Below are 22,951 nucleotides of genomic sequence, written 5' to 3' on the forward strand. Positions count from 1 at the left end.
CGCTTCAGCGGGCAGCTGCCCGCCGCAGCGCGTCCGCCGCCCCGCCACCCGTGCGCGGCGGGGGCGGCTCGGCCCCGGCCTCGGCTTCCGCCAGGCCGAAAGGGCGTGACCCGGTGCTCGGGCGACGGCCGCCACGGCCCTCACCCAGCACCTGCCAGCCGCCGTGCGTGAGCGTGATGTACGCGCCGCAGCGCAGCCCGTGCAACGTGCAGGCGTCCCGCAGGCCCCACATCCACGCCCCGTCCTCCTCCGTCCAGCGCTCGTCGCCGTCGCGGCAGTAGAGCAGCACGGCGGTCCGTACGGGCGTGCGGCGGCGCAGGTCGTGCGGGATGACGCGGCGCAGGTGCGCGAGCAGGGCGTTGCGGAACTCCCAGCCGTCGGCCGGGACGGATCGCCGGGGGAACGAGGCGCTGGCGGTGAGCCGTTCCTCGGTGTCGAGGACGGCGACGACTGCCGTGGCGGGCTCCGGATGATGCCGCGCGTGCAGTCCGCTGACGACTTCACGCGGATTGCGCAGCAGCGGTATACCGGCGGCTGCCCACTCGGACGGTTCGAGCGTGCGCCCCAGACGGCTGGCGGGGTCGGTGGACGTGGGGTTCAACGAGCCGGCGGACGGAGCGAATCCGAAGGTCACGGTCCTCCCTTCGCATACGCGCCCACAATGCGGGCAGGGTCGGTTGGGGCGCACCGCGGCACAGCCCTTCCGGTCCGCAGGCGGGCCGTGCGGGGAGCGGTCCAATTCTCGCTGCCCCGTGGGGTGTGCGGCAACGAGCAATTGGCCTGGCCGACTGAATTCTGCTGGTATGACGTGGATATCCCTGCCCAGTCCGGCAGCCTGCGATGCTTCCCTTCACGCTCCCGTCACGTCTGAACGGCGAGGACCAGCGCAAACACCTCTTCCCCTGCGGTCCGGACGTCAGCCCTGCACCGCGAGCACAAGCGGAAGCACCGCCGGGGCACCGGCCTGGCGCAGCAGCCGCGCTGCCACCGCCAAGGTCCAGCCGGTCTCCATGAAGTCGTCCACCAGGAGCACCGGACCATCGGCGCCGGCCAGCGCCGAAGCCAGCTGAGGCGGCACAGTGAAGGCGCCCTCCAGTGCGCGCAGCCGCTGTGCGCTGTTACTGCGCTGCGGGGGCGTGACCTGGGCCGCCGCCGTGTACTGGAGCGAGCCGAGCATCGGCATCCGGCCGATTTCGGCGATCCTGGCGCCGAGGGTGTGGATCAGCTCCGGCCTGGTGCGCGAGGCGAGCGTGACCACCCCGACGGGGCGTGCGGGGGCGTCCGGATCGCCCGACGCCCAACCGCCCGGGCCCTTCGCCCAGTCGGCCAGCACGCCCACCACTGCCTGGGCCACCGCCTCCGGCACCGGCCCGTCGGCAGCACTCGGCGACAGCATCGGGCGCAGCCGGTTGCCCCAGCCGATGTCCGACAGCCGCCCCAACGCCCGTCCGGGCAGCGCCTGTTCGCCGGCGGGGATACGGCCCTTGCGGTCTATGCCGACCGCGGTGAGTCCGGTGGGCCACATCCGGCGCGGTTCCACTTCGACGCCCGCGCGGCCCAGTTCGCCGCGCGCCGTATCCAGCGCCTCCGGGGACAGGTCGGCGGTGAACCGTGGCTGCGCGCAGTTGTCGCAGCGGCCGCAGGGCGCCGCGCCTTCGTCGTCCAGCTGGCGTTGCAGGAACTCCATCCGGCAACCGGTCGTCGTGGCGTAGTCACGCATGGCCTGCTGCTCGGCCGCTCGCTGCCGGGCCACCCAGGCGTACCGTTCGGCGTCGTACGTCCACGGCCGGCCCGTGGCGGTCCAGCCGCCCTTCACCCGCCGGACCGCGCCGTCCACGTCGAGGACCTTGAGCATCATCTCCAGGCGGGATCGGCGCAGCTCCACCAGCGGCTCCAGTGCGGGCAGTGACAGCGGCTTCTGCGCGCGGGCGAGCACATCCAGGGTGCGCCGGACCAGCTCTTCGGGCGGGAACGCGACCGAGGCGAAGTACTGCCAGATCGCTTCGTCCTCCTTGCCCGGAAGCAGCAGGACCTCCGCGTGGTCCACGGCGCGGCCCGCGCGGCCCACCTGCTGGTAGTAGGCGATCGGGGAGGAGGGCGAGCCGAGGTGGACGACGAAGCCCAGGTCCGGTTTGTCGAAGCCCATGCCGAGTGCGGAGGTGGCGACCAGAGCCTTGACCCGGTTGGCGAGCAGATCCTCTTCGGCCTGCTGGCGGTCGGCGTTCTCCGTCTTCCCGGTGTACGAGGCGACGGTGTGCCCGCGCTGGCGGAGGAAGGCGGTGATCTCCTCGGCGGCGGCCACGGTCAGGGTGTAGATGATTCCGGAGCCGGGGAGCTCCTTGAGGTGGTCCGCGAGCCAGGCCAGCCGGTGCGCGGCGTCGGGCAGGCGCAGCACACTGAGGCTGAGACTGTCCCGGTTGAGCGGCCCCCGCAGCACCAGGGCGTCGGAGCCACCGCCGGTGCCCAACTGCTCCGCGACATCGGCGGTGACCCGCGCGTTGGCCGTGGCCGTGGTGGCGAGAACCGGCACGTCGGGCGGCAGGTCGGCGAGCATCGTGCGCAGCCGCCGGTAGTCGGGCCGGAAATCGTGCCCCCAGTCCGAGATGCAGTGGGCCTCGTCCACCACCAGCAGGCCGGTGGCGGCGGACAGTTTGGGCAGCACCTCGTCGCGGAAATCGGGATTGTTCAGCCGCTCGGGGCTGACCAGCAGCACATCCACCTTGCCCTCGGCGACCTCGGCCTGGACCGTGTCCCACTCCTCGGTATTGGACGAGTTGATCGTCCGGGCGTGGATGCCGGCGCGGGCCGCGGCTTCGACCTGGTTGCGCATGAGTGCGAGGAGCGGTGAGACGATCACGGTGGGCCCGGCGCCGCGCTCGCGCAGCAGCGCGGTGGCCACGAAGTACACCGCTGACTTGCCCCAGCCGGTCCGCTGTACGACCAGCGCCCTGCGCTTGTCGGCGACGAGAGCCTCGATCGCCAGCCATTGGTCCTCGCGCAGCCGGGCGGTGCCCGTGGTGTCGCCGACGAGGCGGGCGAGTACGGAATCGGCTGAGGACCTGAGGTCTGCGTTGGTCATGCCCCCATGCAACCTGATGACTCGGACATTGTGCGAATGCGGCCTCCAGCCTGTGGACAAAGTTATCCACAGGGTTGGCGGAGTCGGCGGTGTCTGCGGGACCGTCGAGCCATGAACAAGCACCACGAACCCACAGGCCCCTCCGCCGGCGACCAGATCACCCTGCGCGGCCCCGCCGAACTCGCCGACGCGCTCCCGTACCTCATGGGCTTCCATCCGACCGACAGCGTGGTGATGGTCGCGCTGCACGGCCGCCGCGGCCGGTTCGGAGGGCGGCTCAGGCTCGGTATCCCGCGCTCGCCGAGGGAATGGCCGTTCGTCTCCGACCAGCTCGCCGACTGCCTGGTGACCGGCAGCGAGCGCCGCGCAGGCCGCCCGGAAGGCATCGTCGTCTTCCTCTGCCAGGACCCGGCCGAAGGAGAGTCGGGCAGGCAGGTGATGGAGCGGCTGCGACCCTTCGCGCAACGCCTGCGCACCGCGTGCGGCGCACTCGACGTTCCCGTGTTCGAAGCGCTGTGCATTTCCGACGGGAGGTACTGGTCGTACTGCTGCCCCGACGAGCGCTGCTGCCCACCCGAGGGCAACGCACTGGCTCTGCCCGGCACCTCGGTGATGGCCGCGGCCGCCGCCTACGCCGGTATCCAAGTGCGCGGCTCCCTGCGGGAGATGGAGGCCAGGCTGGCGCCGCCCGCGCAGCGGCCGGCCGACCAGGAGCAGGTACGGGCACTGGACGCGGCGGGTCTCGCGCTGGTGCCCCGGATCCTCGCGGGCGCCGAGCGTGAGCAGGTCGGAGCGGAGACGCTCGCTCTCGCGCGCCGGCTGATGAAGCGCCTCGGTGACAACAGGCCGGGTTCGGCAAGCTGGCCCAACGCGGATGCTGGGGACGACGCGCTCATCGCCCACGACGAGGCCGCCGCCGTCATCCTCGGACTTCAGGACCGGGAGACCAGGGACCGGGCCGCGGAGTGGATGGAAGGCCCGGACGCCGCGCCCGCACTGCGGCTGTGGCGGGCGCTCGCCCGTCGGTGCGCCGGAGCGTACGAAACCCATGCCGCCGCCCCACTCACGCTCGCGGGATGGGTCGCCTGGTCGACCGGGGACGAGCCGGGGGCGAGGGTCGCGCTCAGCCGCGCCCTGCGGTCCGACCCCGAGTACACCTTCGCGCAGCTCCTGCACCAGGCGTGCAACGAAGGCATCGATCCCGAATCGCTGCGGCGCTGTCTGCGCCAGGAGCGCCAGGAGCGCGCGGAGCGCAAGCGGCCCCACCCACGTGCCGTACGCACCCGGGCCGCCACGCGCTCGGTACGGCCGCAGGCAGCCGGTAAACCCGGTAAGCAGGGCACCCCGAGCGCCAAGGTGCGGCCCGCTGCGGCCGCCGCGCGAGGTCGCACCCGCCGACGCGACGGTCAGCGGGGGAGGAGCGGGCGATGACAGCCGTGACCCGGGTGCCGATTCGGACGTTCACACGGGTGGCGGTAGCGCGAACGCCCCGCGCCGCCCCGACCGGTGCGGCTGTCACGAGCGCAGAGGAGGCACCGCATGACCCTCACCGCCCCGTCCCCCGCCGCCGCCGCGGGACGTCCTCCCGGCGGAGGCCCCCGGCCGCCCGGTGAGCTGCCCTCGGTACATGCCCTGCTGATCTGCGCGGACCTGCCGGGGCTCGCGATCTGCGCGGAGCACGGGCAGCTCACGGGGCATGGCCTGGAGGGCTTCTACCAGTCGGGGCGACGGTTGCTCTCCCGCTGCCACTTGCGGGTCGCGGGGCGCGAACCGGTCGCCGTCCAGGGCAGGCTGCTCTCGGCCGGCCGCGCCCGGTTCCTGGGTGTGGTGCGTACTCCGGCCGGTGCCGGCCCGGACCCCGAGATCGCCGTGGAGCGGCTGCGGCACGCCGAGGGCACGGAACGGATCATCCTGCGCAGCTCGGCGCGCCGCCCCCTTCGGCTCCGTGTGGAGATCGGACTCGGCACCGATCTCGCGGACCTCGGCGCCGTCTCGGCGGGCCGCCAGGGGCCCGAGCTGCCCGCCAGCGTCCACGCCTCGGGCATGCGCTGGTCGGCGGGGGGAGCCCAGTCCGTGGTGACCGCCGATCCGCCTCCCCAGGACGCGATCGCCTCCGCCGGTCTGCTGCGCTGGGAGTTCGAGCTGCTGCCCGGAGGCTCGCGCACCATCGAGCTGCGGATCCGTACGGACCGTGGTGCCCGGCCACTCGCGAAGGCCGGGACGGGGCCGCTCTGCGAGGCGATGGCGGAAGGAGACGATCCGCGGGTGGGGGAGCTGCTGCGGGCCAGCCTCGACGATCTGCGGGCCCTGCTGATGCGCGATCCCCGCAACCCGGCGGACGTGTATCTGGCCGCGGGGGTGCCCTGGCGCTGCGGACTCGCGCCCGCCGAGGCGTTGTGGGCCGCGCGGATGACGCTGCCGCTCGGCACCCGGCTCGCCGTGTCCACGCTGCGCGCTGTCGCCCGTACGCAGCTGACGGGCCGGGGGCCCGACCAGGGGCGGCTCCCGGGCCCGCTCAGGGACGCGGGACCGCATCTGCCGCCCAGTTGTACGGGCGTGGAGGCGACGCTGGCCTTCCCCGTGGTTCTGGCGGAGGCGCGGCGATGGGGGCTGGCGGAGCAGGACGTGGAGGAGCTGCTGCCCGTGGCGGAACGCTGTCTGCTCTGGCTGCGCAGATCCGCGGACGACGACGGTGGTCTGCGGGAACGGGGACCCGATGGTCCCCGGCGCAGCGAAACCCAGGCCCACGCCCACCGCGCGGCGGTGCTCGGCGCGGATCTGCTGGCCGAGTGCGGCAGGCCTGGCGCCGAAGGATGGCGCGAATGGGCGGGCCTGCTGCGCCGTACGTTCCGGGAGGGCTTTTGGATCGACGACCTCGCGGGCGGGCGGCCGGCGGCGGCAAGCACCGCCGGGGGACGGCTCGTCCCGCACCTCACCGGCGCCGCCGCGCACCTCCTGGACACCGGTCTGCTGGGCGCTGGACGGCAGGCGCCGGGCCTGCTCGACAAGGTGCAGACCGAGCAGGTGGCGAGGCTGCTGGGCGGTCCCGCGATGGACTCGGGCTGGGGGCTGCGCAGCCTCGGCGCCAAGGAGAGCGGCCACAATCCCTTCGGCCACCGCGGCGGCGCGGTGCGCGTGCACGAAACGGCCGTCGCCGTCGCGGGACTCGCGGCGGCCGGGTACGAGCGGGAGGCGACCGCTCTGCTGCGCGGCGTCCTCGACGCGGCGGGAGCGTTCGGCAACCGGCTGCCGGAGATGTACGCCGGCGAACAGCGCACCGCGGACAGTCGTCCCGTGCCGCATCCGGCCGCCTGCCGGCCCGCGGCGGTGGCCGCCGCTGCCGGGATTCACCTGCTCACCACGCTGGCGGGCATCCGCCCGGACGTCCCCGCGGGCACGGTCGCGCTGTTCCCCGTGCGCAGCGCGCCGCTCGGCGCCGTGCAGTTCTCCGGACTGCGCGTGGCGGGGGAACCCTTCTCCGTACGCATCAGCAGGCTCGGCCTCGGCATGATCGAGGAAGCCGCCGGCGCACTCCAGTTGGGGGTCTGAGTCATGGATGTCGACGAGTGGCGCGAAGAGGTCGCCGCGGACGGCGGCTTCCGCGGCGAGAAGACTGTTTATCGTCAGGCAGACGACTATGATCGCGGCATGTCGCCCTACGACCCATCGGCCTTTCCTCCCTTCGCCGTCACCGTGGATCTGGTCGTGCTCACCGTGCGCCGTCACGCGCTCTGCGCACTGGTCGTACGTCGTGGCGAGCAGCCTTACCAGGGCCGGTGGGCGCTGCCGGGCGGCTTTGTGCGGGCCGAGGAGGATCTCGGTGCGGCGGCGGCTCGCGAACTCGCCGAGGAAACCGGGCTGTGCGCGCACGAGCCCGGCACCCCCTCGATCGGGAACGGGGCGCACCTCGAACAGCTCGCCACGTACGGAGATCCAAAACGCGATCCTCGTATGCGGGTGGTGAGTGTGGCCTATCTGGTGCTCGCGCCGGACCTTCCCGCCCCGCGGGCCGGCGGCGACGCGCACAGCGCGCGGTGGGCGCCGGTGGAGGCCCTGCTCACCCAGGAGGGTGGCTACGCCCGCGAGGACGAGAATCCGGCCCCGCTGGCCTTCGACCATGCGCGGATCCTCGCGGACGGCGTGGAGCGCGCCCGCTCCAAGATTGAATACTCGTCCCTCGCCACCGCGTTCTGCCCCCCGGAGTTCACTGTCGGGGAGCTGCGCCGGGTGTACGAAGCCGTCTGGGGAGTCGCGCTCGACCCCCGCAACTTCCACCGCAAGGTCACGGGGACTCCAGGTTTCCTCGTCCCCTCGGGCGGGACCACGACCCGGCAGGGCGGCAGGCCCGCGCAGTTGTTCCGGGCCGGCGGGGCGACGCTGCTCAATCCGCCCATGCTGCGCCCCGAGGTCTGACACCTGTATCCGTAGACCCTGCGTTGCGCAAAAAGTCGGATATGTCGCGTTATCTTGCTGCGGTACCGCCCTGCCGCCGAGCGGTCTCCCCTCACGCGAGAGAAGCGATGCTCCAGGCCATCGGACTCACCAGCGCCCCCCGCCGAGACCTCCCGCCCGCCGTCGACGACCTCACCTTCGAGGCCCGGCCCGGTCAGGTCACGGCCCTCCTCGGTGCCACCGGATCCGGCAAGACCACGGCGCTCAGGCTGATGCTCGACCTCGCGCCCGGCCGCGGCGTCACCTACTTCCGCGGCCGCCCCCTGTACCGGATCGCCCACCCCGCCCGCGAGGTCGGGGCGCTCCTCGGAGACGTCCCGGGCCACCCCGCGCGTACCGCCCGCGGCCAGCTCCGCATGCTCTGCGCCGCCGTCGGCGTGCCGGCCGCCCGCGCGAACGACATGCTCGACCTCGTCGGCCTGGCCGCCCTCGCCGACGAGCGCCTCAGCATGCTCTCCCTCGGCATGGACCGCCGACTCGGCCTAGCCTCCGCCCTGTTGGGAGACCCGCACACGCTCCTCCTGGACGAGCCGGCCAAGGGCCTGTCGCCGCGCGAGAACTGCTGGCTGTACGGGCTGCTGCGCGGCCACGCCGCCCAGGGCGGCACTGTGCTCTACACCACCGACGACGCCAAGGAAGCCGCCCGTACGGCCGACCGGGTCGTCACCATCGAGGGCGGCCGCCTCGTCGCGGACCAGGACGCCGCCGAGTTCGCCAGAACCAGGCTCCGCCCCCGCGTCGCCGTCAGGACACCGCACGCCGCCCGGCTCGGCGCCCTGGTCACCCGGGAGGCCCGCGCCGCCCGCCGTTCCGTCGAGGTCGTCACCGAGGGCGGCACCCGTCTCTCCGTCTACGGCAGCGACTGCGCGCAGATCGGCGAGACCGCCTTCCGGCACGGAATCCCGGTCCACCGGCTCGCCGACGAGACCGGTGACACGGGGCCGGGTCCCGCGCAGGAACAGCCGCCCGCTGCCGCCGAGGCGCCCGTCAAAGCGCCGACAGACCCCCTGGTGTCCCTGCCGTCGCTGCCCCGCCGCCCGTCCCGCAGCCCGCTCCGCCCCCTGCGCTACGAACTGCACCGCCTCCTCGGTACGCGTACGACGCTCCTCATCGCCGCCGCCGTCCTGGCCGCCTCCGTGACCATTTCCGTACTGCTGGCCCGCACCGTCAGCACCCCCCTGCCGGCCCTGCTCGCCGCCTGGCCGGACATCCTGCCCCTGCCGCCCGCCGCGTTCGGCGCCGGACTGCTCGGAGCGATCGCCTTCGGCGAGGAGTTCCGGTACCCCGCCCTCGCGGCCGCCCGCGGCACGGTCCCCCGCCGCGTCGGACTGCTTCTCGCCAAACTGATCGTCTCCGCGGCCGCCGCGCTGCTGCTGGGCTTCCTCGTAGCGGTGGCCGACGCCCAGGCCCTGAGGCTCGTGTACGGCGAAGACTTGACGAGCGTCCCGGACAAATGGCTCTCCATGGCGGTCAGTTGGTCGGGCCTGACCGTGGGCTGCGCCTGGGCCGGGCTGCTGGGCGCCGGGGTCTTCCGCGCCACGGCCGCCGGTGTGGCCGCGGTACTCGCCGTACCGGTCCTGGTGGCGCCGGTCGCGCAGCGGATGGTCGTGGGCCCGTCCGCACGCTCGGTGGCCGGACTCCCGGGCAGGCTGCGCGAGGTGGCGTGGCTGCAATGGCCGTACGAGATCGATCCGTGGCTCGTGGCCGCGATGAGGGTCGCGGCCCAACCGGTCGGTGCGGCGCTGGCGTTGTCGCTGTGTGCCCTGCTCTGTGCGTATCTGTTCACTGGCCTTCGCCGCAGGACCTTTTGGTGACCGGCTCGTGCGGTGAAGGCCTTCAGCCGCTCACAACTCCCCTGAGAACGCCCGTTTCTTTCCGATAAGTCGTCAATTGCAGGGCGGGCGCCGATCACCCTTTCGTGTGCTTTTCACCAAAGACCTCAAGGGGCACGGGAGTCACGCCGACAAAGGATCCGTGAGTACCCTTGCGCACACCATGATGACCGCCGCCCGCCCCGCCGATTCCGGCCTCGCCGGGCCGGGCGAGCTCGACCGCTACCCCTACGCAGAGGCGCCGGGCGCCGATCGCGTCGGCGTGCCCTCCTGGGACGGGGCCGACGCGGACCTGGGCCGGATGGGCCGCCGCTCTGCGGGCAGCCGGGGCCGCGGGCTGCACGGCCAACTCGTCCAGCAGCTCGGCCAGATGATCGTCTCCGGCGACCTCGGCGCCGACCGTCCGCTCGTTCCCGAGGAGATCGGCCAGCGCTTCGAGGTCTCCCGTACCGTCGTACGCGAATCGCTGCGCGTACTCGAGGCCAAGGGCCTGGTCAGCGCCCGCCCCAACGTCGGCACGCGGGTCCGCCCCGTCAGTGACTGGAATCTGCTCGACCCCGACATCATCGAATGGCGGGCCTTCGGCCCGCAGCGCGACGACCAGCGTCGCGAACTGGGCGAACTGCGGTGGATGATCGAGCCGCTCGCCGCCCGCCTCGCGGCCGGTCACGGGCGCGAGGACCTCCAGCAGCGGCTCGGCGACATGGTCGAGATCATGGGCCACGCCCTCACTCAGGGCGACTCCCTGACGTACTCCCGCGCCGACGCCGAGTTCCACTCGCTGCTCATCCAGCTCGCGGGCAACCGCATGCTCGAGCACCTCTCCGGCATCGTCTCCGCCGCCCTCCAGGTGTCCGGCGGCTCTCTCACCGGCTGTGACCGCCCCACCGAGGCCGCGCTCGTGCACCACTCCCGCACGGTCGACGCGCTCGCCGCGGGGGACGCCATGGCCGCCGAGAGCGCCATGCGCCAACTGCTCACGGTTCACCCGGAAGTGGAGCGTGTGGTGCCGGCGCCGCGCGAGCACTGACCGCGGACCACGGCCAGGGTGTGCGCCTTGCGGCCCGGCTGCGCTGACGAACGAACCTCGTGTCGCCGGATCCCATGGGGTCCGGCGACACGATTGTGAGCTGATGAGGAGCCGATGTCCCTTCTGTTCCTCCTCATTTCGTACGGGGTGTGACTCGGGCCACGCAGATTGGGCGTAACACTCAGCGGGACTGTGCGATGACCTAAGAGGTGACAGCCGAAGAGGGAATACAGCCGCCGAACGTGGCGCTGTAACCAGTCCGAGGTTCAACCTGCGCCGTCGGTTCATCCCCACCCGATGTCGTCGGTCGTGGCCCACTCAGGGCGAGGCCGGAAGCCGTTTCCATCGTTCCGAGAGGTTGTTCGTGTCGGCCAGCACATCCCGTACGCTCCCGCCGGAGATCGCCGAGTCCGAGTCTGTGATGGCGCTTATCGAGCGGGGAAAGGCTGATGGGCAGATCGCGGGCGATGACGTACGCCAGGCATTCTTGGCCGACCAGATTCCGGCGGCCCAGTGGAAGAACGTTCTGCGCAGCCTCAACCAGATCCTCGAGGAAGAGGGTGTGACGCTGATGGTCACTGCCGCGGAGTCGCCCAAGCGCCCCCGCAAGAGCGTCGCAGCGAAGAGCCCGGCCAAGCGCACCGCCACCAAGGCCGTCGCGGCCGACGCGGACCGGCCGGCCCCCGCCAGGACGGTCGCGGCCACCGCCGCTCCGGCATCGGACTCCGTGGCCGCCCTGGCCGACGACGACGTCGCGGCGACCGTGGACCCCGAGCCGGTGAAGAAGGCCGCGGCCAAGAAGACGGCCGCGAAGAAGACCGCGGCGAAGAAGACCTCCGCCAAGAAGACGGCAGCCAAGAAGACCTCCGCCAAGAAGGATGCGGACGAGGCCGGCGACGGCGAGGACTCCGCCGAGGAGACCTCGGCCAAGCCGGGCGCCGACGAAGAGGAGGAGGGCGGGGAGGCCAAGGGCTTCGTTCTCTCCGACGACGACGAGGACGACGCTCCCGCGCAGCAGGTCGCTGTCGCCGGCGCCACCGCCGACCCCGTCAAGGACTACCTCAAGCAGATCGGCAAGGTTCCCCTCCTCAACGCCGAGCAGGAGGTGGAGCTCGCCAAGCGCATCGAGGCGGGCCTGTTCGCCGAGGACAAGCTGGCCAACAGCGACAAGCTGGCGCCGAAGCTCAAGCGCGAACTGGAGATCATCGCCGAGGACGGCCGCCGTGCCAAGAACCACCTGCTGGAGGCCAACCTCCGCCTGGTGGTCTCGCTGGCCAAGCGCTACACCGGCCGCGGCATGCTCTTCCTGGACCTCATCCAGGAGGGGAACCTCGGTCTGATCCGCGCGGTCGAGAAGTTCGACTACACCAAGGGCTACAAGTTCTCGACGTACGCCACCTGGTGGATCCGGCAGGCGATCACCCGCGCCATGGCCGACCAGGCCCGCACCATCCGCATCCCGGTGCACATGGTCGAGGTCATCAACAAGCTGGCCCGCGTCCAGCGCCAGATGCTCCAGGACCTGGGCCGCGAGCCCACCCCGGAGGAGCTGGCCAAGGAACTCGACATGACCCCCGAGAAGGTCATCGAGGTCCAGAAGTACGGCCGCGAGCCCATCTCGCTGCACACCCCGCTCGGCGAGGACGGCGACAGCGAGTTCGGTGACCTCATCGAGGACTCCGAGGCGGTCGTCCCGGCCGACGCGGTCTCCTTCACGCTCCTCCAGGAGCAGCTGCACTCGGTGCTCGACACCCTGTCCGAGCGCGAGGCCGGTGTCGTGTCCATGCGATTCGGTCTCACCGACGGCCAGCCGAAGACGCTGGACGAGATCGGCAAGGTCTACGGCGTGACGCGTGAGCGCATCCGCCAGATCGAGTCGAAGACGATGTCGAAGCTGCGCCACCCGTCGCGCTCGCAGGTCCTGCGGGACTACCTCGACTAGGTCGTACGTTCCTTCACCGCCGGGCCCGGAGTCTCGTACGTGAGACTCCGGGCCCGGTGGTTTTTCGCGGGTGCGGCGCGCAGGTGTCCGGCCGACGCTGGGGGTGCCATCGCAGGACCGAGCCAGGAGGCCGTATGCGTCGCTCTTTTGCCGGATCACTGACAGGGGCGCTGGCCCTGACGGCCGTGGCCCTTGCGGCGCCACAGGCCTCGGGCGGTACCACCATCCCGGACGGTGTGGTGATCGGGGGCAAGCCGGTGGAGATCGCGCAGGCGCCCTGGGTGGTGGCCCTCTCCAGCCGTGACCGGTTCGGGGGTACGCGGGCGGGGCAATTCTGCGGGGGAGTGCAGGTGGCGCCGGACAGGGTGCTGACGGCGGCGCACTGCGTGACCAAGGAGGTGCTCGGTGTGCCTCTGGGGCAGGTGCGCGATCTGGGGGTCATCGCGGGCCGCAGCGAGCTGAAGGGGTCGGGTGGCCGGGAGGTCGCGGTGAGCGGCGTCCTGCTCAATCCGGGGTACGACCCCGGGACGAACGCGGGGGACTTCGCGCTGCTCACGCTGGCGAGCCCGCTTCCCGCGGACCACGCCATCAAGGCGGCGGGGCCGGGGCACGCCGCGTACGAGGCGGGCACGGCCGCGGTCGTCTACGGCTGGGGCGATACGACGGGTGGCGGGGCGTACGCGGACGAGCTGCGGGCCGCGCCGGTGAAGGTGCTGTCCGACAGTGCCTGCGAGAAGGCCTACCCCGGGCACGCCGACGGAACGTACAGCGCCGCCACCATGCTGTGCGCGGGGGACGAGAACGGGGGCCGCGACGCCTGCCAGGGGGACAGCGGCGGGCCGCTGGTGGCCGACGGCCGGCTGATCGGGCTCGTCTCCTGGGGGAGCGGCTGCGGTCAGGCGGAGAGCCCCGGCGTTTACGCACGCCTCTCGGCAGCCCCTGAAACGTGGGCCGAAAGAAGCTGATTACGCTTGCAGCGTACGAGAACGGGCGGCCTTCCCCGACCCAGCCGGGGGAGGCCGCCCGTCAACCGGTTCAGTAACCGGCCGGTGGCTCGTCGTAGTCGCGAGGTATCAGCAGTCTCAGCGATCCTCGGTTTCCGGGGACGGCGGCACGGGGGTCAGCCGGTCGGTCTCGTCCTGTATTTCAGCGGCGATCTTCTTGAGTTCCGGCTCGAACTTACGTCCGTGGTGGGCGCAAAAGAGCAGTTCGCCGCCGCTGGCCAGGACAACGCGCAGGTAGGCCTGGGCGCCGCAGCGGTCGCATCGGTCAGCGGCCGTCAGGGGGCTCGCGGGGGTCAGAACAGTAGTCACGTCGCCTCTTCTCTAGCTCGACGAGCTGTCGTACCAGGGTCAACATCCAACCAGGCCGAAAACGTTCCCGCTCGTGGCTTTTCCTTGAAAAATCTTCCGAGGTGGCTGTCTGCTGCCGGTTAGCGGCGAAGGAGCCGTATTGCGTCGCTCTACGGTTTCGCGTCGATTATTGGGTATTTGCCCTCCCGGCTGGCTTGCCGGTTGTTCAGGAGGACGTGCCCGGAGCCTAAATGGTTCATGCCTAGAAGGGAACGTGATGTCCACGTCACCCCATCGAGGGATCGAACGTGCATACGACTCTGGACTAGCATGAGTTTTCCTGAGGGTGGCGTTACATCGGCTCTACCAGGCCTCGGTACCCTCTGACCGGCGACCCACGCCGGGCCCGTACCCCATCGGGACACATTTGAAATTCAGCGAGGAGCGAACCGCGTGACCGCCGAGACGTCCGTGCCGTCCACTGCGCTTCTGACCGGTGCAGACCGTGACGGCTCCAACTACACCGCGCGGCACCTCCTCGTACTCGAGGGGCTGGAGGCAGTCCGCAAGCGCCCTGGCATGTACATCGGGTCCACCGACAGCCGTGGCCTCATGCACTGCCTGTGGGAGATCATCGACAACTCCGTCGACGAAGCTCTCGGCGGCTACTGCGACCACATCGAGGTCATCCTCCACGAGGACGGCTCGGTCGAGGTCCAGGACAACGGCCGCGGCATCCCGGTGGACGTCGAGCCCAAGACGGGCCTGTCCGGTGTCGAGGTCGTGATGACCAAGCTGCACGCCGGCGGCAAGTTCGGCGGCGGCTCCTATGCGGCCTCCGGCGGTCTGCACGGCGTCGGCGCCTCCGTCGTCAACGCTCTCTCCGCCCGCCTGGATGTCGAGGTCGACCGCAACAGCGCCACGCACGCCATCAGCTTCCGGCGCGGCGTCCCCGGCATGTTCATCGAGTCCGGCCCCGACTCCCCCTTCGACCCGGCGAACGGGCTGCGCAAGGGCAAGCGGGTCCCCAAGACGCGCACCGGCACGCGCGTGCGCTACTGGGCCGACCACCAGATCTTCCTCAAGGACGCCAAGCTCAACCTGGAGACGCTGTACCAGCGCGCCCGCCAGACGGCCTTCCTCGTGCCCGGCCTCACCATCGTCGTACGCGACGAGCGCGCCATAGAGGGCGAGGGCAAGACCGAGGAGGTCTTCCGCTTCGACGGCGGCATCAGCGAGTTCTGTGAGTACCTCGCGCAGGACAAGGCCATCTGCGACGTCCTGCGGCTGACCGGACAGGGCACCTTCAAGGAGACCGTGCCGGTCCTCGACGACCGCGGCCACATGACCGCCACCGAGGTCACCCGTGAGCTGGGCGTCGACATCGCGCTGCGCTGGGGGACGGGGTACGACACCACCGTCCGGTCCTTCGTCAACATCATCGCCACCCCCAAGGGCGGCACCCACATCTCCGGCTTCGAGCGCGCCCTCACCAAGACCGTCAACGAGGCACTGCGCTCGGCCAAGCTGCTGCGCGTCGCCGAGGACGACGTCGTCAAAGACGACGCCATGGAGGGCCTCACCGCGGTCGTCACGGTGCGACTGGCGGAGCCGCAGTTCGAGGGCCAGACGAAGGAGATCCTCGGTACGTCGGCGGCCGCGCGGATCGTCGGCAATGTCCTCGCCAAGGAGCTCAAGGCCTTCCTGACCTCCCCCAAGCGCGACGCCAAGCAGCAGGCGCGCTCCATCATGGAGAAGGTCGTCGCCGCCGCGCGGACGCGCATCGCGGCCCGCCAGCACAAGGAGGCGCAGCGCCGCAAGACCGCGCTGGAGTCCTCCTCGCTGCCGGCGAAGCTCGCCGACTGCCGCAGCGACGACGTGGAGCGCAGCGAGCTCTTCATCGTCGAGGGAGACTCGGCGCTCGGTACGGCCAAGCTCGCCCGGAACTCCGAATTCCAGGCGCTCCTGCCCATCCGAGGGAAGATCCTCAACGTCCAGAAGTCGTCCGTCTCGGACATGCTCAAGAACGCCGAGTGCGGCGCCATCATCCAGGTCATAGGAGCGGGGTCCGGGCGGACCTTCGACATCGACGCCGCTCGCTACGGCAAGATCGTGCTGCTCGTCGACGCCGATGTCGACGGCGCGCACATCCGCTGCCTGCTGCTGACGCTCTTCCAGCGCTACATGCGGCCGATGGTCGAGGCGGGACGCGTCTTCGCCGCCGTACCGCCGCTGCACCGGATCGAGCTCATCCAGCCCAAGAAGGGCCAGGACAAGTACGTCTACACGTACTCGGACAGCGAGCTGCGGCAGAAGCTGCTGGAGTACCAGCGCAAGAACGTGCGCTACAAGGACTCCATCCAGCGCTACAAGGGCCTCGGCGAGATGGACGCGGACCAGCTGGCGGAAACCACGATGGACCCGCGCCACCGCACGCTGCGCCGGATCAACATCGGTGACCTGGAGTCCTCCGAGCAGGTCTTCGACCTGCTGATGGGCAACGAGGTCGCGCCCCGCAAGGAGTTCATCACCAGCTCGGCGGCCACCCTGGACCGCTCGCGCATCGACGCCTGAGTCCCCACGGATCGAGCGCTCCACCCGTGGGTGGAGCGCACAGCTCCACCCACGAGCCGATCCCCTGCGGGAGCCCGGTCCGTAGCCTCGTTCCATGACATCGCAGGGGAACGGCGGCTGGAGCGCGTGGCCTTCCGCGGAGGCCCTGTCGCGGCTCGGTGTGCCGCGGGTACGGATGGTCATCGACGGCATCGTCTGGTCGTCGATGACCACCTGGGTCCTCTGGACGGCGTACGGCGCGGGGGTCTTCCGGGGCGCCGCCGTCGTGGTCCCGGTGGCCGGGGTCGGGCTGTGTGCCGTCGCCGCCCACGCTTACGAGCGGCTCACGCGGCTCAACCGGCTGCTGCCGGCGGTGGGGGCGCTCGGCGTGGTGGCCCTGGTCGGGGCCGGCTCGTACGCCGCCGGGGCGCGGAGCCCGGCCTCCATCCTGTGGATCATGTGCGCCGTACAGGCCATGGCGCGGCTGCCGCTCGCCGCCGCCCTGCCCGTGTCCACGGCCGTCCTGGCGGCGCACGCGGTCAACGACGACGGGGGCGCGGAGCCGGCCTTCCTGGGGGTCGGGATCGTGATCATCGGCTACGCGCTGCGCCTGGACGCACAGGCCCGCGGCGCCGGGTTCCGCCTGCTGGCGCAGGAGCGGGCCGCCCGTACAGCCGAGGCCGAGTCCGCCGCCCTGGCCGAGCGCGCCCGCATCGCGCGCGAGATCCACGACGTTCTGGCCCACAGTCTCTCCGCGCAGATGGTGCACCTGGAGGCCGCGCGCATCCAGATCGAGCAGGGCGCGGACCGGGCGCAGATCCTGGAGCGGGTCGTGGCGGCGCGCGGCATGGCACGTGAGGGGCTCGCGGAGACCCGCCAGGCGCTCTCCGCGCTGCGCGGTGAGGTGGCGGGCCTTGAGCCCTTCCTGCGTGAACTGGTGGTGCCTTCAGGGGGCGTGACGCTCGAAGTGTCGGGGGAGCGCAGGCCGTTGTCCGCCGAGGCGTCGCAGACAGTGCGGCGGGTGGCGCAGGAGGCGTTGACGAACGTACGCAAGCACGCGCCGGGGGCGACGGTTCGTATCCTGCTCGTGTACGGGGAGGGGGAAGTGGCTTTGGACGTACGGGACTCGGGCGCGACCGGCGCCACAGGCCACGCCGGCGAACTCACGGCCTCTGGCTGCGGCTACGGTCTGCTGGGCATGCGGGAACGGGCCGAACTGCTCGGCGGCAGCCTGGAGGCCGGTCCGGACGGCAAGGGCTACGCCGTGCTGTTGCGGGTGCCGGCATGACCGCGAGAGTCGTCGTGGCCGACGACCAGGCGATGGTGCGCGAGGGCATCGTGCTGATCCTCGGCCTCTTGCCCGGCATCGAGGTGGTCGGCGCGGCGAAGGACGGCGAAGAAGCGGTCGCACTCGTCGCCGCGCACGCGCCCGACGTCGTCCTGATGGACCTGCGGATGCCGCGCTGCGACGGTGTGGAGGCGACTCGGCGTATCCGCTCCGCCCATCCCGCCACCCAGGTGGTGGTGCTCACGACGTACGCGGACGACGACTCGCTCTTCGCGGCGCTGCGGGCCGGGGCGCGCGGTTATCTCACCAAGGACGCGGGCGGTGAGGAGATCGCGCGTGCCGTCGCCGATGTGATGTCGGGCCGGGCGGGGCTCGCGCCCGCGGTCCAACTGCGCCTCCTGGAGCAGGTCACCGCCCCCGTCGCGAGTGCGCCGGCCGAGCTGCCCGACGGGCTCACCCGGCGCGAGGCCGAGGTGCTGTCGCTCGTGGCGGAGGGCCTCTCCAACGCCGAGATCGCCCGCACGCTGCACATCGCCGCGGCCACCGTGAAGACCCACATCAACAACCTCTTCGCCAAGGCGGGCGTGCGCGACCGGGCGCAGGCGGTGCGATACGCCTACCGGCACGGGCTCGCACAGCCACCTGGTACATCCGTCACCTGATGGGGTGAAGTGAAGGGATTGAAGAGTCCCGGATCTTCCCACTCTGTCCATCCTTGGGCACGCGGACAATTCGTTCGCGGACAAGGAGAGTTGTCGGGTGGAGAAGCACGAAGGGCGCGAGGCCGCCGCAGCGGTGCGGTTCGACGATCCCTGGTACGACGCCCTCGCCTCCGGCTGGGGCGAACTGGACGGTACGGGCGCCCCCGCGCCGGTCACGCCGCCCTCGCCCGCGGGCCCCGGGTCCGGTCCGAGTGCGGCCGAGATCTATCTGGAGGTGCAGCGCAGCGCCGCCTTCCGGGAAGTGCGCAGCCGCTACCGGCGGTTCGTCGTTCCCGCGACCCTCGCCTTCTTCACCTGGTACGTCGTCTACGTCGTCGCGGCGACCACCGCGCACGACCTGATGGCCCGCCCCGTCGTGGGCGCGGTGAACGTCGCGATGGTCGCCGGACTCGGCCAGTTCCTCACCACCTTCCTGCTGACCTGGGCGTACGCACGACACGCGCGGCTGCGCAGGGACCGCGCGGCGCTCGATCTCCGCTGGGACACGCAGGAACTGACCCGGGGGATCAAGCGATGAGCGGCCAGGCGATGCAAACGCTGACCACGCAGCACCAGACGCTCGCGCTGGTGCTGTTCTGCGCGTTCGTCGCGGCGACCCTGGCCATCACGACCTGGGTGAGCCGCAACCGGCGCGGCTCCGCGGAGGAGTTCTACGCGGGGGGACGGCTGTTCTCGCCCATGGAGAACGGTTTCGCCATCGCGGGCGACTACATGTCCGCCGCGTCCTTCCTCGGCATCTCGGGGCTGATCGCGCTCTTCGGCTACGACGGCATGCTCTACTCCGTCGGCTTCCTCGTCGCGTGGCTCGTCGTCCTGCTGCTCGTCGCCGAACTCGTCCGCAACTGCGGCCGGTTCACGCTCGCGGATGTCGTCGCCGCGCGGATGAGAGAGCGACCTGTCCGTATCGCGGTGGGAACTTCTTCGGTCACCGTGTCCGTTCTCTATCTGGTGGCGCAGATGGTGGGGGCGGGCAGCCTGGTCGCGCTGCTGCTGGGCGGGAGCAGCGAGGCCGCGCGCTCCTGGACGGTCATCGGCGTGGGTGCGCTGATGGTGATCTATGTGTCGCTGGGAGGGATGCGGGCCACTACCTGGATTCAGATCGTCAAGGCAGTGCTGCTGATGGCCGGTACGGTCGCGCTCACCGTGCTCGTCCTGGTGCGTTTCCACGGCGACTTCAACCAGCTGCTGCTCTCCGCGGCGGAGCGCAGCGGCCACGGCAGGGACTTCCTGTCGCCCGGTCTCCGGTACGGCGGGGACTGGACGGCCCGCTTCGACTTCATCAGCCTCGGTCTCGCGCTCGTCCTCGGCACGGCCGGTCTGCCGCACATCCTGTCCCGCTTCTACACCGTGCCGACCGCGCGCGCCGCGCGCCGCTCGGTCGTCTGGGCCGTAGGCCTCATCGGCAGCTTCTACCTCATGACGATCGTGCTCGGCTTCGGTGCGGCGGCGGTGGTCGGATCCGACGAGGTGCGGGCGTCCAACCCGGCGGGGAACACGGCGGTTCCGCTGCTCGCGCTCGACCTGGGCGGCGGCGCGGGTTCCACAGGAGGAACGGTTCTCTTCGCCGTCGTCGCGGCCATCGCCTTCGCCACCATCCTCGCGGTCGTGGCCGGCATCACGCTGGCCTCCTCCGCCTCCGTGGCCCACGATCTGTACGCCTCGCTCAAGCGGCGCCGCGCCAAGCAGCACAGCGAGGTCGCGGTCGCCCGTGTCGCGGCGGCGGGCATCGGAGCGGTGGCCATCGCGCTGGGCCTGCTCGCCCGCGACCTGAACGTCGCCTTCCTCGTCGGCCTGGCGTTCGCGGTCGCCGCGTCCGCCAATCTGCCGGCGCTGCTCTACTCGCTGTTCTGGCGGAACTTCACCACGCGCGGCGCGGTCTGGTCGGTGTACGGCGGCCTGATCCCGGCCGTGCTGCTCGTGCTGCTCTCGCCGGTCGTCTCCGGCAGCCCCGAAGCGCTGTTCCCCGGCGTCGACTTCCAGCTCTTCCCGCTGCAGAACCCGGGCCTGGTCTCGATCCCGCTGGGCTTCCTCGCGGGCTGGGCCGGGACGGTGCTGTCACCCGAACCGCCGGACGAGGCCAAACACGCCGAGACAGAGGTGCGTTCGCTCACGGGCGCGGGCGCGGTCTGACGGGCCCGGGTGTGACCACGGCGGTTGCTCCGGGGCGCCCGGCGGTCCCCAGGCCGACGCGGCCGGGCTGCGGTGACGTCCAGCGCCTCCGGCGCGGGCGCGGCGTGGCGCGGCTCGCGGGCGGGCCGGTGCAACCCGGTGCCGGGTGTCGGCGGTCCGCCGGAAGCGGGGCCGCACGCGCTCAGCGGCCGCTTGCCGTCCAGGCGTACCGGTGCTCCGGGCGGCCCGTCTCGCCGTACTTGAGGCTGAGCCGTACCCGCCCCGACCGTTCCAGCAGCTTCAGATAACGCTGCGCGGTCTGCCGGCTCATGCCCGCCCGCTCCGCGATCTCCTGGGCGGACAGCGGTCCTCCGGCGGCCAGCAGCACCTGGCGGACCATGGCTGCTGTGGTGGGCGAGTGTCCTTTGGGGAGGTCGGCGGAGCCCGTCACGGAGAGCGCTCCGAAGATGCGGTCCACCTCCGCCTGTTCCGCCTCGCCGCCGCCGTCGAGGGTCCGGCGCAGCGCGGCGTACGCCTCGAGCTTTGTGCGCAGCCCGGCGAAGTTGAAGGGCTTCACCAGGTACTGGAGGGCTCCCTGGCGCATCGCCGCCTGGACGGTCCCGATGTCGCGCGCCGCCGTCACCATGATCACGTCGGTCTGGAGACCGAGGGCGCGCAGCTCCTGGACGAGCGCGAGTCCGTTGCGGTCCGGCAGATAGTGGTCCAGGAGCACCAGGTCGACGTGGGCCGCCCGGAGCTGCGCCAGCGCGTCGGCGGCGGAGTGGGCCAGGCCGGCGACGCGGAAGCCGGCGACCTTGGTCACGTACGCCGCGTTGATTTCCGCGACGCGGACGTCGTCGTCCACCACCAGTACGTCGATCATCGCGTCTCTCCCGCCGTGTCCAGCGCCGCCGCCGTGGTGGTCAGTTCCTCGTCGCCCGGCCGGGGCTCCGTCAGGGCCTCCGGCAGTACGACGGTGAATTCGGCTCCGCCCCGCTCCCCCTCGCCGACCCGGGCGCTGCCGCCCTGCCGCTCCGCGAGCCTGCGCACCATCGCGAGGCCCAGGCCGCGCTTCCCGTGGGCCGGGAGCTCCTTGGTCGACCACCCCTCCGTGAAGATCAGCTCGCGCTGCTCGGCCGGGACACCGGCTCCGCTGTCGGTCACCCGCAGCACGGCCGTACGCCCGCGCGCCCGCAGCTCCACCTCGATCACCGCGTCCGGGGACCCGGCCGAGGCGTCCAGCGCGTTGTCCACCAGATTGCCCACGACGGTGACCAGGCCGCGCGGGTCCACCAGCCGGTCGGGCAGCAGCGTCGCGTCGGAGAGCCGGAGCGCGACCCCGCGCTCGGCGGCGACCGTGGCCTTCCCGACCAGCAGCGCCGCCAGCATCGGGTCGTGGATCTTCTCAGTGATCTGCTCGGCGGTGGCCCGGTGCACCCCCGCGACCTCCGTCACGAACTCCACCGCTTCCTCATGCATGCCCAGCTCCAGCAGCCCCAGGAGCGTATGCATCCGGTTGGCGTGCTCGTGGTCCTGGGCGCGCAGGGCGTCGATCAGACCGCGCGTGGAGTCCAGCTCGCGGCCGAGCCGCTCCAGCTCGGTACGGTCGCGCAGGGTCGCCACGGCGCCGCCGTCGTCCGTCGGCATCCGGTTGGTGACGAGCACGCGCTGCCCGCGCACGGTCAGCAGGTCGTCGCCGGTCACCCGGCCCGCGAGCACATCCGCCGTACGTCCTTCCCCCAGCACGTCGTCGAGCGGCTGCCCCGTGGCCTGCGGACCGAGGCCGAGCAGCCGCTGGGCCTCGTCGTTCATCAGCCGGATGCGGCCGGCGGCATCGAGGGCGACGACGCCTTCCCGGATCCCGTGCAGCATCGCCTCGCGCTCGGCCAGCAGCGCGGAGATGTCGGAGAACGCCAGGTCATGGGTCTGCCGCTGAAGTCTTCGGGAGATGAGATACGCCGCCACCGCGCCGACGGCGAGGGCGCCGCCCGCGTACGCCAGCAGCCCGGGGATCGCGGCCAGCAGCCGGGCGCGGACGCTGTCGTACTCGATGCCGACCGACACCGCGCCGACGATCTCGCCGCCGGCGTCGCGCAGCGGGACCTTGCCGCGGGCGGAGCGGCCGAGCGTACCCTCGTCGATCTCCATGACCTCGCGGCCCGCGAGCGCCTCGCTGGGGTCGGTGGAGACGACCTTGCCGATCTGGCGGGGGTCGGTGTGGGACCAGCGGACGCCGCGCTCGTTCATGATCACGACGTACTCGGCGCCGGTGGAGCGCCTGATGCGGTCCGCCTCGGCCTGTACGGGCCCTTCGGCGGCGGGCCGGGATCCGGTCACCGCGGCGGCGAGCTGCGGCTGGGCGGCGGTGGTCTGCGCGATCGCGAGCGCGCGCCGCATCGCCTCGTCGTCCAGCTGGGCGCTGAGCGGGGCGAGGAAGAGGCCGGTGGCGAGCACCGTGACGCCGGTGGCGATGGCCAGCTGCATCAGGAGGACCTGCGAGAAGACGCGCTGGGGCCAGCCCAGACGGAGCCGTCTGCGGGAGGAGGTCGGTGCGGCGCTCATGTCTACGAACGGTAAGCGGCGGGCACACCTTTCCGAAATTCCGTGGGCGTCCGGAGCGCGTCCGGAGCGCCAATATCCTGGGGCGGCCCC

The 22,951-nt window shown here is 71.7% G+C and carries 17 protein-coding genes; 12 read left to right on the plus strand and 5 right to left on the minus strand.

Going from position 1 to position 22,951, the window contains the following annotated elements:
- Positions 1-4 precede the first annotated feature (4 nt).
- Both ABZX79_RS29280 and ABZX79_RS29285 read right to left on the minus strand, forming a co-directional pair.
- Complete coding sequence (locus tag ABZX79_RS29280) at positions 5-634, minus strand: hypothetical protein (protein WP_355264107.1); 630 nt, start codon at positions 632-634, stop codon at positions 5-7.
- 282 nt (positions 635-916) lie between these two features.
- Positions 917-3,079, minus strand: coding sequence for a RecQ family ATP-dependent DNA helicase (locus tag ABZX79_RS29285; protein WP_355264110.1), 2,163 nt, complete (start codon positions 3,077-3,079; stop codon positions 917-919).
- Between the two features lie 111 nt (positions 3,080-3,190).
- On the opposite strand from ABZX79_RS29285, the gene ABZX79_RS29290 reads away from it, so the two are divergent.
- From ABZX79_RS29290 to ABZX79_RS29320, 7 genes are all read left to right on the plus strand, one after another.
- Positions 3,191-4,510 (plus strand): DUF4192 domain-containing protein, encoded by a 1,320-nt coding sequence (locus tag ABZX79_RS29290; RefSeq protein WP_355264113.1) that lies wholly within the window; start codon positions 3,191-3,193, stop codon positions 4,508-4,510.
- Between the two features lie 108 nt (positions 4,511-4,618).
- Entirely contained in the window at positions 4,619-6,628 is a 2,010-nt protein-coding gene (locus tag ABZX79_RS29295) for a glycogen debranching N-terminal domain-containing protein (protein WP_355264116.1), read from the plus strand.
- 99 nt (positions 6,629-6,727) lie between these two features.
- A complete protein-coding gene (locus ABZX79_RS29300) occupies positions 6,728-7,492 on the plus strand; it encodes an NUDIX domain-containing protein (RefSeq protein WP_355264180.1) in 765 nt (254 codons plus the stop codon).
- Positions 7,493-7,599: 107 nt separating this feature from the next.
- The gene (locus ABZX79_RS29305; protein ID WP_355264118.1) at positions 7,600-9,345 is read left to right on the plus strand and encodes an ATP-binding cassette domain-containing protein; all 1,746 of its coding nucleotides are present in this window, start codon (positions 7,600-7,602) and stop codon (positions 9,343-9,345) included.
- Positions 9,346-9,505: 160 nt separating this feature from the next.
- Entirely contained in the window at positions 9,506-10,393 is an 888-nt protein-coding gene (locus ABZX79_RS29310) for an FCD domain-containing protein (protein ID WP_355264120.1), read from the plus strand.
- Positions 10,394-10,757: 364 nt separating this feature from the next.
- Positions 10,758-12,335, plus strand: coding sequence for an RNA polymerase sigma factor (locus ABZX79_RS29315; protein ID WP_355264123.1), 1,578 nt, complete (start codon positions 10,758-10,760; stop codon positions 12,333-12,335).
- A 134-nt stretch (positions 12,336-12,469) separates the two neighbouring features.
- Positions 12,470-13,300 carry a serine protease gene (locus tag ABZX79_RS29320; protein WP_355264126.1) on the plus strand — a complete coding sequence of 277 codons (831 nt, stop codon included), beginning with the start codon at positions 12,470-12,472 and terminating at the stop codon, positions 13,298-13,300.
- Positions 13,301-13,417: 117 nt separating this feature from the next.
- Here ABZX79_RS29320 and ABZX79_RS29325 read toward each other — a convergent pair whose 3' ends face one another.
- Complete coding sequence (locus ABZX79_RS29325) at positions 13,418-13,648, minus strand: hypothetical protein (RefSeq protein ID WP_355264129.1); 231 nt, start codon at positions 13,646-13,648, stop codon at positions 13,418-13,420.
- 432 nt (positions 13,649-14,080) lie between these two features.
- Between ABZX79_RS29325 and ABZX79_RS29330 the strand changes: the two genes are divergently transcribed.
- The 5 genes from ABZX79_RS29330 (at position 14,081) to ABZX79_RS29350 (ending at position 20,320) form a co-directional block, all read left to right on the plus strand.
- Positions 14,081-16,201 (plus strand): DNA topoisomerase IV subunit B, encoded by a 2,121-nt coding sequence (locus ABZX79_RS29330; protein ID WP_355264132.1) that lies wholly within the window; start codon positions 14,081-14,083, stop codon positions 16,199-16,201.
- 94 nt (positions 16,202-16,295) lie between these two features.
- Positions 16,296-17,468 (plus strand): histidine kinase, encoded by a 1,173-nt coding sequence (locus tag ABZX79_RS29335; protein WP_355264135.1) that lies wholly within the window; start codon positions 16,296-16,298, stop codon positions 17,466-17,468.
- Positions 17,465-18,130 (plus strand): response regulator transcription factor, encoded by a 666-nt coding sequence (locus ABZX79_RS29340; protein ID WP_355264138.1) that lies wholly within the window; start codon positions 17,465-17,467, stop codon positions 18,128-18,130. The genes ABZX79_RS29335 and ABZX79_RS29340 overlap by 4 nt, the downstream gene beginning before the upstream one ends.
- Before the next feature lie 97 nt (positions 18,131-18,227).
- Complete coding sequence (locus ABZX79_RS29345; protein WP_355264141.1) at positions 18,228-18,707, plus strand: DUF485 domain-containing protein; 480 nt, start codon at positions 18,228-18,230, stop codon at positions 18,705-18,707.
- Positions 18,708-18,727: 20 nt separating this feature from the next.
- Positions 18,728-20,320: a cation acetate symporter gene (locus tag ABZX79_RS29350; protein ID WP_355264183.1), complete on the plus strand. Its 1,593-nt coding sequence runs from the start codon at positions 18,728-18,730 to the stop codon at positions 20,318-20,320.
- Positions 20,321-20,501: 181 nt separating this feature from the next.
- Here ABZX79_RS29350 and ABZX79_RS29355 read toward each other — a convergent pair whose 3' ends face one another.
- Positions 20,502-21,182, minus strand: a complete 681-nt coding sequence (locus ABZX79_RS29355; RefSeq protein ID WP_355264144.1) for a response regulator — start codon at positions 21,180-21,182, stop codon at positions 20,502-20,504.
- Positions 21,179-22,861, minus strand: coding sequence for a sensor histidine kinase (locus ABZX79_RS29360; protein ID WP_355264147.1), 1,683 nt, complete (start codon positions 22,859-22,861; stop codon positions 21,179-21,181). Before ABZX79_RS29360 ends, ABZX79_RS29355 begins: the two co-directional genes overlap by 4 nt.
- Between the last annotated feature and the right edge of the window lie 90 nt (positions 22,862-22,951).

Source organism: Streptomyces sp. NPDC002994 (assembly GCF_040611155.1).
Classification (GTDB): Bacteria; Actinomycetota; Actinomycetes; order Streptomycetales; family Streptomycetaceae; genus Streptomyces.